At 59.1% G+C, this 15,654-nt stretch carries 14 protein-coding genes and 3 pseudogenes; 10 read left to right on the plus strand and 7 right to left on the minus strand.

Annotated elements, in window-relative coordinates; genetic code table 11:
- The first annotated feature begins 254 nt into the window (after nt 1–254).
- From CPA42_RS13625 to CPA42_RS10145, 5 genes and pseudogenes are all read left to right on the plus strand, one after another.
- Nucleotides 255–2,441: pseudogene (locus tag CPA42_RS13625) on the plus strand (PKD domain-containing protein).
- On the plus strand, nt 2,438–3,013 hold the full coding sequence (locus CPA42_RS12955; RefSeq protein ID WP_023031594.1) for a hypothetical protein: 576 nt from the start codon (nt 2,438–2,440) through the stop codon (nt 3,011–3,013). Before CPA42_RS13625 ends, CPA42_RS12955 begins: the two are co-directional and overlap by 4 nt.
- A gap of 67 nt (nt 3,014–3,080) precedes the next feature.
- A complete protein-coding gene (locus CPA42_RS10135; RefSeq protein ID WP_002519598.1) occupies nt 3,081–3,677 on the plus strand; it encodes a hypothetical protein in 597 nt (198 codons plus the stop codon).
- Between the two features lie 453 nt (nt 3,678–4,130).
- Nucleotides 4,131–4,259, plus strand: coding sequence for a hypothetical protein (locus CPA42_RS10140; RefSeq protein WP_002515415.1), 129 nt, complete (start codon nt 4,131–4,133; stop codon nt 4,257–4,259).
- A 74-nt stretch (nt 4,260–4,333) separates the two neighbouring features.
- Nucleotides 4,334–6,316 carry a M13 family metallopeptidase gene (locus CPA42_RS10145; protein WP_002519597.1) on the plus strand — a complete coding sequence of 661 codons (1,983 nt, stop codon included), beginning with the start codon at nt 4,334–4,336 and terminating at the stop codon, nt 6,314–6,316.
- A 67-nt stretch (nt 6,317–6,383) separates the two neighbouring features.
- Here CPA42_RS10145 and CPA42_RS10150 read toward each other — a convergent pair whose 3' ends face one another.
- The 3 genes and pseudogenes from CPA42_RS10150 to CPA42_RS10160 all read right to left on the minus strand — a co-directional run bounded on the left by CPA42_RS10150 (nt 6,384) and on the right by CPA42_RS10160 (nt 9,155).
- Nucleotides 6,384–7,607, minus strand: coding sequence for an ABC transporter permease (locus tag CPA42_RS10150; protein WP_002515431.1), 1,224 nt, complete (start codon nt 7,605–7,607; stop codon nt 6,384–6,386).
- The gene (locus tag CPA42_RS10155; RefSeq protein ID WP_002515382.1) at nt 7,604–8,224 is read right to left on the minus strand and encodes an ABC transporter ATP-binding protein; all 621 of its coding nucleotides are present in this window, start codon (nt 8,222–8,224) and stop codon (nt 7,604–7,606) included. Before CPA42_RS10155 ends, CPA42_RS10150 begins: the two co-directional genes overlap by 4 nt.
- 1 nt (nt 8,225) lies before the next feature.
- Nucleotides 8,226–9,155: pseudogene (locus CPA42_RS10160) on the minus strand (hypothetical protein).
- A 165-nt stretch (nt 9,156–9,320) separates the two neighbouring features.
- Here CPA42_RS10160 and CPA42_RS10165 point away from each other — a divergent pair.
- The 5 genes and pseudogenes from CPA42_RS10165 (at nt 9,321) to CPA42_RS10185 (ending at nt 12,710) form a co-directional block, all read left to right on the plus strand.
- Complete coding sequence (locus CPA42_RS10165; RefSeq protein WP_002515413.1) at nt 9,321–9,563, plus strand: hypothetical protein; 243 nt, start codon at nt 9,321–9,323, stop codon at nt 9,561–9,563.
- Nucleotides 9,563–10,383, plus strand: a pseudogene (locus CPA42_RS10170) (ATP-binding cassette domain-containing protein). The gene CPA42_RS10165 and the pseudogene CPA42_RS10170 overlap by 1 nt, the downstream one beginning before the upstream one ends.
- Before the next feature lie 113 nt (nt 10,384–10,496).
- On the plus strand, nt 10,497–11,891 hold the full coding sequence (locus CPA42_RS10175; protein ID WP_002515371.1) for a hypothetical protein: 1,395 nt from the start codon (nt 10,497–10,499) through the stop codon (nt 11,889–11,891).
- Nucleotides 11,888–12,199, plus strand: coding sequence for a hypothetical protein (locus tag CPA42_RS10180; RefSeq protein WP_002515372.1), 312 nt, complete (start codon nt 11,888–11,890; stop codon nt 12,197–12,199). The genes CPA42_RS10175 and CPA42_RS10180 overlap by 4 nt, the downstream gene beginning before the upstream one ends.
- 61 nt (nt 12,200–12,260) lie before the next feature.
- Nucleotides 12,261–12,710 carry a hypothetical protein gene (locus CPA42_RS10185; protein ID WP_002519595.1) on the plus strand — a complete coding sequence of 150 codons (450 nt, stop codon included), beginning with the start codon at nt 12,261–12,263 and terminating at the stop codon, nt 12,708–12,710.
- A 16-nt stretch (nt 12,711–12,726) separates the two neighbouring features.
- Here CPA42_RS10185 and CPA42_RS10190 read toward each other — a convergent pair whose 3' ends face one another.
- The 4 genes from CPA42_RS10190 to CPA42_RS10205 form a co-directional block, all read right to left on the minus strand.
- Nucleotides 12,727–13,590, minus strand: coding sequence for an HpcH/HpaI aldolase/citrate lyase family protein (locus CPA42_RS10190; protein WP_254926945.1), 864 nt, complete (start codon nt 13,588–13,590; stop codon nt 12,727–12,729).
- A 92-nt stretch (nt 13,591–13,682) separates the two neighbouring features.
- Nucleotides 13,683–14,465, minus strand: a complete 783-nt coding sequence (cobF, locus tag CPA42_RS10195) for a precorrin-6A synthase (deacetylating) (RefSeq protein WP_002515421.1) — start codon at nt 14,463–14,465, stop codon at nt 13,683–13,685.
- A 30-nt stretch (nt 14,466–14,495) separates the two neighbouring features.
- Nucleotides 14,496–15,470, minus strand: coding sequence for a polyprenyl synthetase family protein (locus CPA42_RS10200; protein ID WP_002515404.1), 975 nt, complete (start codon nt 15,468–15,470; stop codon nt 14,496–14,498).
- Complete coding sequence (locus CPA42_RS10205) at nt 15,460–15,654, minus strand: hypothetical protein (RefSeq protein WP_002519593.1); 195 nt, start codon at nt 15,652–15,654, stop codon at nt 15,460–15,462. Before CPA42_RS10205 ends, CPA42_RS10200 begins: the two co-directional genes overlap by 11 nt.

A 15,654-nucleotide genomic window follows, 5' to 3' on the forward strand; every position in this document is an offset into this window, starting at 1 on the left:
GTGGGAGTCCGGCACTGTCGCGTAACCGTGACCACCATTTGTGTGGGAGTCGGGGTACCAGATCACGTGGGGGTGGTGTGGGGTTCCGTCGCGGGTTACGGGGTCGGCATCGACGCGTGAACGTCTGTGTTGTCTGTGGAATCCCCTCGGGACGTTTCCGTGGAGGGACAAGATGATAGAAGCAGCAACAACGAAACGTAGGCGAGTGTTGGGCTCGCTGGTGGCGGCTGCGGTGGTGACTGGCACGGTGGGGGGTGCCTGTCCCGGCTCTAGCAGCGGGTGGGCCGAAACCCGCCGATTACGCTGCCCAGGCCGGTAAGGCAGCCGACTACATTAACGGGCATAGTGCTGATCTGACGAAGGGTGATTTGGGTCCGGAGTTGGACGGGGCGCTGGCGTTGATTTCTGCCGGCAAGACCGATGCGAAGCTTTTCGGCATGATCAAGAAAGATATTAAGGCTAAGGGGCCGTCGTATTGCACTTTTAAGAATGTGGGTGGGTGTGCGAAGGTGACGATCACCTTGCTGGCAGCTGGCGAGCCGACCACCTATGGGGGAACTGATTACGCTAAGCCGGTGACGTCGTTGCCGGATTCGGCACTCAAGGAGCGCCCGTTTCATCAGGCGTTGGACATGATCGCGTTGGAGCGGCTGGGCAAACCGATCCCGCAGAAGCTATTCAAGTCGATCACCGACTATGTCTCGGCGCGTCCCGGGCGGAATTATCCGAGTACTGATGGTCTTATGCTCGCCGCCCTGTCGCATGTGGTGTCTACAGCATACGGTCAGGAGGGGATTACGGCTGTCAAGGCGGCGCTTGTCAAACGTCTGGATGCCGATCGTCAGACAGATGGGTGGGGTTGGCCAGACCACGGTGCGGATGTGCGTGCGACGACGCGAGTGGCACCGGGTTTGTATCGGGCCGGTGACGCGAACCACAAAGACCAGGCTGTCAAGGGTCAAGCGTGGCTGGCCGGTCAGCAGAAGGCTGACGGCTCGTTCCCAAGTAATGTCGTTAGTCCCGCGTGGACGATGATGGCGACGGTGCAGGCGGTTCCGGTGTTGCGGGGTTTGCAGTCGTTGGACACTATTGGTGCTAATCCGGCTCGGGCGGTCACGGTTGATGGGTGAGTGCCGCCTCGCCGGTTAGTGAAGATGACTGTGCTGGGAGACTCCTACTCGGCAGGCAACGGAACCTTGGTTGATGGGTATCCGGCTGATGGGTCGTATCGCAGCCCTAAGAATTATGGTTCGGTGCTCACGCGCCGGTTGAATCGGGAGTTCGGGGACGATACCACGTTCCAGACTGATGTGCGGGCCTGGAGTGGCGCCCAAATCACTACCGGGGACCACACTATTGTCAGTCAGGCCGACGGAATGGATCCCCACACACATGTAGTCCTCATGACCGCCGGAGGCAACGACCTAGACTTCACCACCGTCGTCGAAAACTGCTTCATTGAAAGAGTGTGGTCAGCGGCCAAGTGTGGCGGCTCTGTTGATGCGTCACGCAAGAAGATTGATGCCACGATGACGAAAACGACGACGTTGTTGTCGCACATACAGAACCGACTGGCCGACCCGGCTCACACACGGGTCATCCTGATCGGATACCCCTACCTCATCCCCGCAGACGATGATGCTCCTTTAACCGACGTGCCGTCTACCCGGGTGCGGGCCGCCGAGGACGAATTCCGCACCAGGCAAGCCGCCACCATCAAGGCCTGGAACACATCCCATGCCCTCAAAGTGACCTACACCCCCACCACCAGCCTCTTCAACACCCACGAACCCGAACCGCTGGTTCATAACGGTGACCAGAATCCGCAACGTTGGATCAACGCCGTCTTTGAGACCGCTGGCTACTCATATAATGGAAATGGCGTCATATTGTCAGAGCCAAGTCAAGATGAAAAGAATTGGTACCATCCGAATGTGGTCGGTCATGAACAGATTGCTGGGCTGGTCCATGATGCGCTCCTGTCGAGAACGGCCAGGAGTGCGAGCTTGTCTGAGAGTGTTGCGCAGGTGGCCTCGGCGCCGGGGGTGCGGATGCGTGCCGCTGTGATCGGGCAAAGCCAGGTGCGCCGGGGTAACCCGTTGAGCCTAGACGCGTCCTCGTCGTATACAGCCTTCGGCCATATCCGCCGCTGGCAATGGGACTTAGACGGTGACCGACACTACGAAATCGATACCACCACGCCTGAGATCACTCGCACCCTCACCCGAATCGGAACATACCAGGCACACCTGCGCATCACCGATACCACCGGCACCACTGACACCCTCACCTTCCCGATCCAGGTCACCCGAGACGGCGACGGCGTACCCGATACACAAGACAACTGCCCCACCATAGCCAACCAAGACCAAACCGACACCGACCACGACGGCATCGGAGACGCCTGCGACCCCCACACCACCACAAAGACACCACGATGACCACCCACAAAAACACACACGAACAGCAATACCGCCACGCACCCCTCAACGGCCTCATCATCGGAGCCATCATCGGGGTTGCCTGGGTCCTCGTGCTTTTGATTCCTGGTTTGTTCGCGAATGACCCTTCGAGGCGAGCGAAAATGGATCTTGTCGCATTGATGTTGCCTATTCTTGGATGGATTACCGGGGCATGGGAACGGTCCTTTACTTCCCGTGGGGATCCAGCAAAAATAGAGCATGGAATTAAGGTGATCGGTGCCGCAATGATGACTGCAGTAGGAATTATGACGGCAGCCACTTTTTATACGCTAGTTGCAAGTCAAGATACCCTCCATGTGCCAGCTCGTGCCGCATACAGCACTAAGGCGTTTATCCTGTACCTGCTTCCATTAATGATGTTTCCTTGTGCCGGATGGGCACTCGGGGGTGCGCGAGTAAATAATATTCATGATACTCGATGGATCATTTCTAAGATGAGTATCATGGCGGGTGTAATGCTGTTCTTGTCTGTGACTTTCTGGTTTACCACGAGTTTATTTATAGAAGCATTATTTTTTTTCGAGTTCTGAGCGTATTCCCAAATAACGCGCGCCCTTGCAACAATCCGCGCCGACCATGACGAGATAGGGGACGCCTATGATCTTCTATACCGCTACTAAAGAGGCAGCAACGACCACCCACAAAAACACGGTTGAAGAGCAATACCGCCACGCACCCCTCAACGGCCTCATCATCGGAGCCATCGTTGGAGCTGTCTGGGCGCTCGTGGTCTTGGGATACCTCATATCTCTACTCCTCACAGAACAAGATACTGAGCTCTGTCCACCTGAACTCGTCATGTCGCCTATTTTTCCTGTGGCTGGGTGGCTTACCGGACTGTGGCAGCGAACCGCCGTCGACTGCGACGATATAACGAAACAAAAACGCAGAGTTAAGGCCATCACTGCCGTCATGTCGAGCCTTGCCGGTGTACTCATGGGCTCCATCGAGCGTTTCCTGACAACTCTGAGGTTCATCAACGGCAAGGAAACCCTCATATACTATCTTATTCTTCTCGCGGTGTTCTCCCTGATAGGGTGGATTCTTGGCACGGTAGACATTACCCTCAAGGAGAACGGTAGCCACTTTCTCATCAAGATGGGCGCGGCCACAGCAATCGCACTATTCACATCCGTGGCGGTGTCCTTTTATGTGTTTAACGCCATGCAGATAATTTTTTTCTTTGAGGTTTGAATAGTTTGGATCGTTGATCTAGGACGTTGAGGACTTGACCGGCGGGCATGATTCTCGCTGAGAGTAGTAGTAAAGCTTTCTCTAGTAAAGATGGTCATGCTCCGCTTATAGCCAGACGCTCGTGAGAACTAGATCAAAATTCGGAGACTACCCGCTATCGAGAAGCAAAGATGATCACTCCTAAAAGCACCATTGATAAGCAGTACCGGCGCGCACCCCTTAACGGTCTCATCATCAGCGCCGCCTAAGCTCCGGAAATTTTGCTCTCCATGTTGAGGCTGGGGAAGTCCTGATCGTCGCGCGTCGAGGGCTTCCCGTCACCCAGCTGACGCTCTATGCAGGCGGTCGCCGAGCAACCAAGCCCGCCCGCCAAGAGTCAATTTTCGATACCAGCGATCTGACCACAACTGCGATCGACAGCGAGACTGTCCTCAACGACCTACGCGGCAAACGATGACTCGTTGGTATCTCGACATCTCAGCCACTGCCTTCGACCTCCAAGTCAATGCACTAGCCATCTACGACCAGCGGTTGCAATCAGCGGCACGCGACTGCGGCCTGACGGTCGTCGCACCTTCCTGAGACGGAACGCCGAGTAGTGGCCGAAGCTGTGATAGGCGGAAATGCATGGCTAGCGCGCCGGATAGGGTGGACCTATGACCGCATCCTTCCAGGACCGGGACCCCGACGTCCGCCCAGCTGATGACCTCTTCCGCCACGTCAACGGGTCGTGGCTATCAACAACGACCATCCCCAACGATCAGGCGAGCACCGGATCGTTCCGGGTATTGCGTGACAACTCCGAGGCCGCCGTTCACGACATCCTTGAGGAACTGACCTCCGGCGACGCCCACGAGTTGCGGCAAGCGGCCAGCGCGTCAACTGACCACGAAGTCAACCTTATGGCCGAGCTGTACCGCCGATTCATGGACTCTGCCGCCGTCGAAGCCGTCGGCACGATCCCCTTGACGCCGATCTTGGCACGCATCGATCGCGTGACAACGATATCGGAGTTCATGACATTGCTAGGCCAGCACTACCGCGAATCCCTCGGCGCCTTGTTCTACCTTGCCGAGGAGTCGGATCCCGCCGATCCCACTCGTTACGTACCGTGGATGGGTCAGGCTGGACTAGGCCTGCCCGACGAGGCCTATTACCGTGACGACGACAAGGCTGAGGTCCGCGAGGCGTATGTGAGCCACGTCACCCGGATGCTCACCCTGGCCGGGCTGGACAACGCCGCCGACCAGGCTCAGGCCGTCATGGATCTAGAAACCGAAATCGCGTCCCACCACTGGGATCAGGTCCACTGCCGAGATATGAAAGCAGCCTTTAACCCCAAGATCTTTGACGACCTGGCCTCGACACATCCTGGCCTGCACCTCGAGCAATGGCGCCAAGGTGCTCGCATCCCCGTCGAAGTCCTGGCCACCGTCATCGACAACCAGCCATCCTTCTTCGATGGGGTCGAGGGAATGCTCGTCGACGAACGCCTTGACCAGTGGAAGTCGTGGGCACGCTGGCACGCCATATCTTCCCTGGCCTCCTATCTCAGCTCAGCCTTCGTCGATGAGAACTTCGACTTTTACGGTCGTGTCCTCAACGGCACCCCTGCGCTCAAGGCTCGATGGAAGCGCGGCGTCTCCTTCGTTGAATCGGCCATGGGCGAGGCCGTCGGCAAACTTTATGTCGCCAGGCACTTCCCTCCAGCAGCCAAAGAGCGAATGGACAACCTCGTCGCCAACCTGCTGGCGGCATATCGTCAGTCCATCTCGACACTGACATGGATGAGCGAGTCGACCCGAGCTGAAGCCCTTGACAAGCTCTCGGCCTTCCGCCCGAAGATCGGCTACCCGGAACATTGGCGCGATTTCTCGGGACTCCGGCTACCTGACGGAAGCCTGGTCGACGCCGTTCTAGCCTGCAATTCATTCCAACTCGACCGCACCATTGAGAAACTCTCGGGCCCCATGGATCCCGACGAGTGGCTCATGTTCCCGCAGACGGTCAATGCCTACTACCACCCATTGCGCAACGAGATCGTCTTCCCAGCAGCCATCCTGCAGCCGCCATTCTTCGACGTCGAGGCCGACGACGCCGTCAACTACGGCAGGATCGGGGCCGTCATCGGTCACGAGATCGGTCACGGTTTCGACGACCAGGGCTCGACCTGCGACGGTGCAGGCAGACTGCGTGACTGGTGGACCGCTGAGGATCGCACCGCCTTCGAGGAACGCACCAAGGGTCTCATCAGCCAGTATGACGCCCTTGTGCCGCTGCAACTACAACCGGACGGCCCACACGTCAACGGATCACTGACAATAGGCGAGAACATCGGCGACCTCGGCGGAGCGGGAATCGCTTTCAAAGCCCTGCAGATTTCTTTTGCGGGAACTGAGCCCGAGCCGATCGACGATGTGCCGTGGCAGCAGCGATTCTTCCTGTCCTACGCCCGGATCTGGCGCGAGAAACAGCGCGACGAGGCCCTACGCACTCAAATCGCCACAGACCCACACTCGCCCACCGAGTTCCGGTGCAACCAGATCGTCCGCAACATCGACGCCTTCCACGAAGCCTTCGGGGTGACCGAGGACGACCCGATGTGGCTGGCTCCCGAGAAGCGGGTCACCATCTGGTGATGATAATGCCCCCGAGTCCCACCAACTCGGGGGCATTTCTTTTGCTCAGGTCACATCGTCATGGTCACTATTCGCGCAGCAACTCGTAAGGCTTGTGAGTCTTCACTGAAACAATAGTGCGCGGCAAGCACCCCAGCGGTACGGCAGCAAGAAGGACCAGAGGGAACCACGCTCCTTGCTCCAGCACATCAGCCAACGGCACCGGGGACATCGCCACCGGCCCCAAGTTCACCCCAACAGCCGTCAACGCCATCGCTACACCACACAGCACCAGCCCGACGATGACAATTCCCAGCGCCATCACCACACCAATAAAAAGGGCCTCCATTTCAAGGCAACCGAGAATCCACTCCCCCGAGCGGCCGAAAGCCTTAAATACTGCAATCTGAGACCCCCGCTGACGCGAGATCGTCGAGCCAACACTGACCCCAAGCACCAATGCCGCCACACAGATGACGACGATGAGGATCGTCTGCATCCGCTGGACATCAGAGGTCATCTGATCGGCGTATCCGACCACATCAGCCTGGCTGGTTGCGGAAAATCCTGCCTGGCTTAGCTGCCGATGGACGTCAGCGACGTGGGCGCGCGAATCAGCCTCGACATAGGCCCTCGACACGCCCTGCTTATCAAACGCTTGAGGGGACATCCCTGCGTTGGCAGCCTCCCAATTCTTGGCGTCGTCAACATTAACGTAGACCGTATCGGGACCGTCATTGTTCGGACGGCTGGAGTCGTAAAGGCCAACAACCTTGAGCTTCGTCGGGACAGCCTCAGCTTCAGATGCCTTCGTCTTGCGCTGGTACGACACATTGATCGTCGTCCCCAGCAAAGCTTTGAGATCATGACCGTTTACCGCATCTGGCACGATGACTTCCCCTGGCCGCACTGGCCTGGTGGGGCCGTCAAAGGCCACCGTGGCGGGAGGAACATCGGGAATCTGTGCCGTGGCCCATACGATCTGCGGAAGCCCATTGTCGTCGTCGCAGAGCAGTCCAGCCTGCGACCACTCGTAGACCTTCGCCACATGGTCCATGCCCATCATCTGCCGGCGAGCTGCCGCGTTAATCGGGCCACTAGACCCACGCCCCGTACTGTCAACAACAACATAGTTGAGTCTCTTGCCCGCGTCAGCGGCGTCAATCTGGTCACGAACATGGCCTGCGACGATGGTGTTCATTGCTAGAGCGCATCCTCCCAGCAAGGCCAGGACGATGATGAACCAGCGCTGTCGGGGCAAGCTGGAGCGTCGCAAGGACACCCAGGCGTGACGCGATGCTGACATGCTCATCGTGTCGCCTCCACCGTGACGCTCAGATGTGGAAGGTCGATCGGTTGGTGCGATGCCATGATGATCGTTCCTCCGTCATCCAGGTAGTCCTGAAGCAGTTTCTCCACGGCCCACCGATTGTCGTCGTCAAGGGATGCCGTCGGCTCATCTGCCAGCAAGACTGCGGGCCGCGACGCCACAGCCCGGACGACGGCCACCCGCTGCTGCTGCCCACCGGACAACGTGCTGGCCTGCTGATTGGCCAGGTCAGCCATGCCGCAAGAGGCCAGCAACTGATACGCGATCTCGGCTTCGGCGCACAGAGCGACGTTCTCCCAGACAGTGAAGTACGGGGTGAGGAATGGGTACTGGAAGGCGTAGGCAACCAGCCCCTCACGGCGAGCCTGCTCAGGATCACGGTCGCCATGACCATGAGCAATGGTGATGTGCCCGCTCGTCACTGGAAGCAGGCCACCGATCATGGCCATCATGGTCGACTTACCCTGACCGGATGCTCCCTTAATGAGACATGCCTGACCTGCGTCAACAGTCGCATCGGCGCAATGAATCGTGCACCCCCCACGCGCGGAATCGCCCGAGGGGAATGTCTTGGTCACACCTTGCCAAGAAACCGTCATGTCACCACGCCCAATTCCCGGAATACCTCAACAGGTACGCCGATTCGATACTGCACTTGTCCTTGACCGGCTTTCCATTGCGAATGAGCGCCGGACCAAGGTCCTTCCTCGGACATGGCGCATCCGCGAGACTGTCGCCGATGCGTTGCAACTGGGAACGAGACAATGTAGAGACGGTATTCGCCGCCGACAAGGCCATCGCGATAGTCGTACTCGGGCCACTTTAGGTCTCGAGATGGCGCAAATACCCGTCCGAGATCGACTCCCACCCCCATTTCTCGGCGTCCTTAGCATTGCTGAATAGGTCGGCACTGGCCAGCGCCTGCATCGCCCACCGAGCTTCCTCGGAAGAAGTCGTCTTGACCTTCCACGGTGTGAGGCACAACCCGTCGTTGGACAGGCCGATCTCCCGCCTCATCGTCGCGATGGGCAGATCCGTCATCACCGTCTTTCTCGTGATGCAGCCCTTCGGCAGGCGGGTACGTTTGTCGACCTCTGATCTCTCCTTGTCGGACAACGCGTTGAGGGTTTTCAGGGATGACGCCGCCATGAGTTGGTTGACGTGGGCCTGCCGACTGTCTCCACCATTCACCAAATACGGGCGCAAAGCCGCGACCAGATGATCATGAGCGTAGCCATCGTCGTCGGGTAGATCGTGACCGTCGATGAGCCGGAGGTACTCATATGTGCTCTTGAGCGTCCCAGTGGCTGACGAGTTCGTCGGCTCGCGAATGAGAGAGTTCGAGGGGCTGAAGACCGTACCGAGGTTATCGACAACGGGTGCCTGCGCATCATCTTGTCGAAAGCACGCAGTGGGCAGGAGAAGCAAGATGGCTGCTATCCCCACCAAGAATCGCTGGAAAGACACATTGCGAACACTATGACGCAACAGGCTCAACCCGACGATCTTGACAACGTCAACGGTGAACATGCTTGTCAAGCCGGCATTGAAACTGGGCTAACAGCTGTGCCCTGATGTGACGAAGTCAACAGAAAAACATCGAAAACACTCGCAACCTGTGACCCACGTAGGAGTTACTCTGCAGCCACGGCGAGACCGCACGACACGATATTCAACATTAGGAAAGATCGCATCATGCCCGAATCACAAGCCTTTGCCTTGCAGTCCACCACCGAGATTCTCAAAAACAAGTTCGATTGCGCCCTCCTCCGTCACGACGCCTGGTGGCTCGTGTTCATCGCGGTGCTCATCGGGCTGGGTGCCACCCTCCTTGCTGGTATGGCCATCTGGTGCGTCGTCAACCAGCACGGGAAGTTCACCGGCCACTGGAAATGGGTGAAGTACGGCATCTCCATATCTATGGAGTGTGCACGCTAATGCGTCCATCCGATGATGCCGACCGACTCCCCTCCCCGCGAGGGGGCCAGTCCTCGCGAGTACATCGAAGTTCGAGGGTCCGTTTTCTTGTCACGAGCCCGTCATCGAGATCAAGGATTTGGATTTCTACTACTCTGACAAGCCGGTCCTCAACAATGTCACTCTGGCAATAACCCAAGGATCTTGCCTTGCGCTCATTGGCCCCAACGGATCGGGAAAGTCCACGCTGTGCAAGATCTTGCAGGGCATCCTCGCTGCCCCGAAGACGGCGACGACCAATGTCCTCGGCTACCCCTGCGGTTCCCGAATCGCGTGCAGGGCGATCTCCTACTGCGCCGACAACGATCACCTACCGCAATTCCTCACCGGGGCGGAATTCATCTCGTACACCCTGTCTCTGAGGTCCCCATCGGTTCTCGGGAAACCACGTCTGCGTGGTGCGACCGCTGACATCTTCGAACGTCTGGGAATGGCGGGTCGCCATGACGATCTTATGGAGAGCTATTCCCACGGCATGCTCAAGAAAACCCAAATCGCAGCTGCGCTCCTTGCCCACTCCCCCGTGATCATCATCGACGAGTCGCTCAACGGCATCGACATCGAGGCCCAGATGACGATCGAGGACGCCCTTTTCAACCACATCCGGCAAGGCGGTACCCAGATCATCTGCAGCCACGATTTCGCCATGCTGGACCGCTGCGCAACCCACGTCGCCATGCTCGACTATGGGAATATGGTCGAGTTCTCCGCCGTCGACCAATTGCGCGCCCGACATGCCACCATCCGTGACCTCATCGTTGGGTATATGGGGCTGGGATGACCGAGACTGACACCATCTGGGTAGCCAGTGCGGGAAAGACTTCACCCACGCAAGGCCGAATCACCGTCACACCGGCGCCTCGAACCCGCCTCCGTGAGAACCTTTCACGGACCATGACCATCATGCGCTTCATGGGGGCGTACCTGGTCCGTGTCGTCGTTGGAAAGGGGGTCCTCAAGTCACGTGCCGCCCGTCTCGGTGCCTTCGCTTGCGTCATGCTTTTCCTTCTCACCGCGACCATTCTCGCGGTGATCCTCACCCATGATGGGGCAGGCGAAGCAACAACCCGAGATCTTGTCCTGACCGTCAGTTCCCTGTCCTCGGTGGTGTGGACCGCAGTTGCCTTCCTCATCGTCAAGGTGCTCATGGCTGACGCCGGCACCATGATGGCCATCACCCACCACCTTCCCATCACGAACCGGGAGCGACAGCGCGCTGTGGGGGTCCTCGATGGAGCTACCACCCTGCTCATCGTCATCATCGGGATGTTCGCCACCAGCGTCTCGACCCTGGTGAACTTCGGCATCTCAGCCATCCCAGGATTGACAATGTGCGTTGTGATGCCAGCCACCGCCACCTATACGGTGCTGGAAATGTCCCATCGATGCTGCGACCTGGCACTCGCCCGCACCCCATTGGGCCCCGCCCGCCAGCCGATCCTTGCCGTGGTTCTCTTCTTCGTCGTCCTCGCACTGTGGCGGTCGATGCCCACAATGCTAGCTGCCATCACCTCCACACCAGAGCCATTTACCGTCTGGAGCCTCGTCTTCCACGACATCGGCTTGCACTACGGCGCTCCCGCGGTGATCGGTTGCTTCGTCGTTCTGCTCGTGCTGAGTCTCCTACCTGTCATGGTATTGCCGACATCACCGTTGGATGTACGGCATCGCTTCGTGATGTTTCCCCTCGCAGGCATCAGCAATCGCTTCCGCAACGCGGCACCCCAATTCCAAGCTCTCTTCCGCAGCCGATACAGCCTGCAAGCCGCGGTGCTCTCGGCAGGATTCGTCATACTTCTGGCAACCAGAATCGCCAGTCCGTCGTCAGTGTGGGGGGTGGAACCCATGACCATTGGTGGATTCTTCCAGTTCGCCACCCTGGCACCGACCTTCCGCACCTTCGAACCGCGGCTACCAGCATCCCGCTTTTATCTCCGGATGCTCGCAGCACAATACGCCCTCGTCTCCCCAATGCTTGTAGTGGCAGTGCTGATCGACGTATTCACTGGCCACCCAGCCCACTCCACAGCCCTCGCTGTGGCGGGAGTATGCGGATCAGCCCTCATCACCATTGCTGTTGGGATTTTTATTCCAGCTCGTGACGACAATCCCCTGTCGATCCTGCTGGGTTGCGCGATCATGCTGGCTATCGGAACGGTACTCGTAGTGTTCTGTGGAATCCTCCACCTTCCTGCCACGGCATCCATTGGCCTGGGTATCGTCAGCGCAGTCTTGCTCATCACCCACAGCATCATCACCATTTCTGATCAACGGAAGGCAGCCCGATGAAGAACCCCAAGGTCTACCTGACAAGCCTGATCATCACGATTATTGCCACACTAGCGCTGGCCACCGGAACCATCCTCATCCTGATGTTTTCGGTACACGACAACGAGTCAGCTCACCTGACTGGGCTCTTCGGCTCGGTCTACTTTCAATCGTCTGTGGAGCACTCTCACAATACTGTCAAGGCGACGATGGGAGTGGCGTCCCTGCCTCGCCTGGGGGCGGTCGCCGCAGTGATCTTCGCCTTCACCTTGCTGGTGTCTTTCATCGTCATCAAGCTCAAAACATACCGTGAGTCGCTGCTCCACTGAACCACCAACTTGGGCATCTGCCCGTCACGTGCGTCCGTGGCCCTTATGCCATCACGTAGCCGTGGCGGGGAGCATTCCCGTGTCCATTCTGGTTTTTGGTTGGGTGTTCTGCATCCTCTCGCACAGCGATCCCGTCTTATTCACCAACGCCTTCGTGATCGTTGTGGTCGGCGTCCTTGGGTCCTACCTCATCCATGAGATCGGCCACTGGTTGGCCTTGTCGGTCACATCTCCGGATGCCGAAGCTCGCTGGGAGTCGACCCTGCTGCGAATCTCCCTTATCGTTCGCGGTAGCTCATCCCCGCGAGCAATCGCGGTCAATGCGGCTGCCGGCCCCCTAGCGTGCGTCGCGTTGGGTGCTCTTACCTTGCTCATCGGTGGTGGTCTTCCGTCTGAAGCGAGGAGCACCGTGAGGGTGATCGGATGGATCTACGTGGCACACGCGGTATTCCTCATCCCGCCATCAACAGATGGCAACACCGTTCTGGCGTCCCTCATGCACCACCGCTGACGGCCACGATCTCACATCACCCTCGTGCCTCGATCGCCTCAGCCATCGCCAGGGCTCGACGAGCAGTATCGACGTGAAGGTTCTCAATCATGCGGCCCTGGTAGGTCACGACGCCCGAACCGTTGCCGTTCTCCCATGCGTCGATGATGCCGCGAGCCTCGGCGACCTCCTCAGCGTCGGGGGCGAAGACCTCGTTGGCCGGGCCGACCTGGCCGGGGTGAATGAGCGTCTTGCCGTCGAATCCCATGAGCTGGGCCTCACGGCACTGGGAGGTGAATCCCTCAACATCGCGGACGTCGTTGTAGACCCCATCCAGAATGGCGGTACCGGCTGCCCGAGCCGCCAACATGCACATCTGCAGCGCCGTCACCACCGGGGCGCGGCCAGCCACGTGAGACGCGCGCAGCTCCTTAGTCAGGTCGTTAGTGCCCATGATGAGCACCGTCAGACGGTCGGAGGCCTCCGCGATGTCAAGGCAATCCAGCACCGCCCGTGGGGTCTCGATCATGGCCCATAATTTGACGCTCTCATCGGCCCCGGCGGCCTCCATGTCAGCGACAATAGCGTGCACGTGCTCGGCAGAGCCGACCTTGGGGACAGCGATAGCGTCCGGGCCAGCGGCAACAGCGGCAGCGAGATCATCGTGATACCACTGGGTGTCCATCCCGTTGACACGGATGGCAACCTCCCGGTAGCCGTACGGATGCTCTTTCACAACGCCAGCCGCGCGCTCACGGGCCTCAACCTTGAGATCGGGGGCCACCGCGTCTTCTAAATCAATAATGATGCCGTCGCAGTCGATGCTGCGGGCCTTCTCCAGCGCCCTGGCATTGGCGCCGGGCATGAATAAAACAGAACGGCGAGGGCGCAAAGAATCCATGCCCACAATTGTGCCGCAACCGAATCCAGCGCCGAGAGCGGGCTGAAGTCCAGTCATTGTGACCGAGTACTCACGGTCACAATGACTGGACTTCAGCGACGACGCAGCAGATACGTATCGAACACCCACCCTAAACGCTTCTCAGCGTCGGCACGAGCGCTCCGGATCTCCTCGCGAACCTCAGCAAGGTCCCCACTGATGAGAATCTCGTCGGGAGTGCCGATGTAGGCCGCCCAGTAGATATCGATATCTGTGGGATCAATGAGGCTAAAAGTCTGACGCCCGTCAAGCATGACGATCACATCGTCAACACCCTCCGGCATCCCGTTGGCCAGCAACCGGGCAGGCGAGATCTGCAGCGCGCGGCCTTGCCGATTGAGCGGAATCTGGTGACGCGACGCCAGGGACAGCGAACTCGAAATACCAGGAATGACGTCGAGCTCAATCGGCACACCCCCGTCAGCGTCAACGGCAGCGATGAGTTTCTTGACGATGGCGAGAGTGGACTCGAACAGGCCCGGGTCACCCCACACCAGAAATCCACCGCGTTCACCGTCGGCAAGGTTGTCAGCGACGGCATGGGTCCACTGATCGAGTCGCTGGCGACGCCACTTGGCGACGGCCGCTTTGTAGTTCTCGGCGGTCTTCCATGGACGCGGCGGATCCTGCAACTCGACGATGTGCAACCCATCGAAGTCGGCGTCGGGGCGGTGACGACGCAGCACCTCACGGCGGAACTCGACGAGATCATCGACGTCGTGCTCCTTGAGGACGACAAAGAGGACGTCGAGGTGCTGGATGGCGTCAACAGCCGCCAAAGTCAGCCAATCCGGGTTGCCGGGGCCGATGCCGATGAGGTCAAGACGACGGGACACAATGTCTCCTTAGTAGTTTCGAACGTGGCGTCAGGACGAGCGAGAAACCACCTCGTCGCACAGCGCCTCAAGAGCCTGCTTGGCATCCCCGTCAGGCAGCGGAGTCAAGTGGGTACGGGCGCGGTCCGCCCGGCGCTGAATCTCGACACGAGCCTCGTCGATAACGTGGTTGGCGCGCAGCTTGTCCAATACATCAGACAGCACGGCGTCATCGGACAGATCAGCATCGAGCATCTCCTTAAGCTCGGCGTCCGCCGGATCGTCAGAAGCGCGCAGCAAAAGGGTCGGCAAGGTCGGAACCTTCTCGCGCAGGTCAGTACCTGGGGTCTTGCCAGTCACCGTCGACGTGATGTCAATGAGGTCATCGGCAAGCTGGAATACCTCCCCGATGTCCTCGCCAAACTGCTCCAAGGCGGCGACGTTCTCGGCGGACGCATGGGAGACCATCGCCCCAAAGACAGCAGAGGCTGCAATGAGTGACCCCGTCTTATCGGCAACGACCTTGAGGTAGTGGGCCAACGGATCTTGCCCCTGCGAAGGACCACGGGTCTCGGCAATCTGCCCCTGTACCAGGCGGGAGAACGTTCGGGCCTGCAACTTAACGAAGTCGACTCCCAACTCCGCTACGGCCAGGGAAGCCTTCGAGAACAGGTAGTCGCCCACCATGATGGCCACCGAGTTGCCCCACCGCAGGTTCGCTGAAGGGGCACCGCGACGCCTAGACGCCTCGTCCATAACGTCATCGTGATACAGCGAGGCAACGTGGGTGAGTTCCATGACAACAGCGGCACGCACCAGGTCGGCGTCGTTCACCGCGTCACCAAACTGGGAGCACAACACCACCAGCAGCGGGCGGAACCTCTTGCCACCGGCAGAAATGATGTGGTTGGCCGCCTCAGTCACGAAGGGGGTGTCAGCGCCGGCCTGACGACCCAGCTCGTCCTCAATGAGGGCAAGTTTGGCGCTCACCAGATCGGTGAACTCGCTGCTGGCGCTATACGACACAGTTCTCCTCTTCCAACCAAGCGATCGCCCGGTACTCGTCCGGCTGTCGCCTCGACGTGGCCTGGTCATCTTTCACTTTACTGGCTTGACGGTGCTCGCGTCTTGCCGAAGTGCCGTTGTCATGGTCTACAGATGTAGCCAGGCCGGGGTCGCAACACTTCCAGATAGCGGCCCCGGCCCCCAT

The organism is Cutibacterium acnes (assembly GCF_003030305.1).
Classification (GTDB): domain Bacteria; phylum Actinomycetota; class Actinomycetes; order Propionibacteriales; family Propionibacteriaceae; genus Cutibacterium; species Cutibacterium acnes.

Bases quoted from the DNA above. Each gene is read 5' to 3' on its own strand.
- CPA42_RS10165 (WP_002515413.1), top strand. From the start codon at position 9,321: ATGCCCGAATCACAAGCCTTTGCCTTGCAGTCCACCACCGAGATTCTC.
- CPA42_RS10205 (WP_002519593.1), bottom strand. From the start codon at position 15,654: ATGGGGGCCGGGGCCGCTATCTGGAAGTGTTGCGACCCCGGCCTGGCT.
- CPA42_RS12955 (WP_023031594.1), top strand. From the start codon at position 2,438: ATGACCACCCACAAAAACACACACGAACAGCAATACCGCCACGCACCC.
- CPA42_RS10140 (WP_002515415.1), top strand. From the start codon at position 4,131: ATGACTCGTTGGTATCTCGACATCTCAGCCACTGCCTTCGACCTCCAA.
- CPA42_RS10145 (WP_002519597.1), top strand. From the start codon at position 4,334: ATGACCGCATCCTTCCAGGACCGGGACCCCGACGTCCGCCCAGCTGAT.
- CPA42_RS10135 (WP_002519598.1), top strand. From the start codon at position 3,081: ATGATCTTCTATACCGCTACTAAAGAGGCAGCAACGACCACCCACAAA.
- CPA42_RS10175 (WP_002515371.1), top strand. From the start codon at position 10,497: ATGACCATCATGCGCTTCATGGGGGCGTACCTGGTCCGTGTCGTCGTT.
- CPA42_RS10150 (WP_002515431.1), bottom strand. From the start codon at position 7,607: ATGAGCATGTCAGCATCGCGTCACGCCTGGGTGTCCTTGCGACGCTCC.
- CPA42_RS10190 (WP_254926945.1), bottom strand. From the start codon at position 13,590: ATGGATTCTTTGCGCCCTCGCCGTTCTGTTTTATTCATGCCCGGCGCC.
- CPA42_RS10180 (WP_002515372.1), top strand. From the start codon at position 11,888: ATGAAGAACCCCAAGGTCTACCTGACAAGCCTGATCATCACGATTATT.
- CPA42_RS10155 (WP_002515382.1), bottom strand. From the start codon at position 8,224: ATGACGGTTTCTTGGCAAGGTGTGACCAAGACATTCCCCTCGGGCGAT.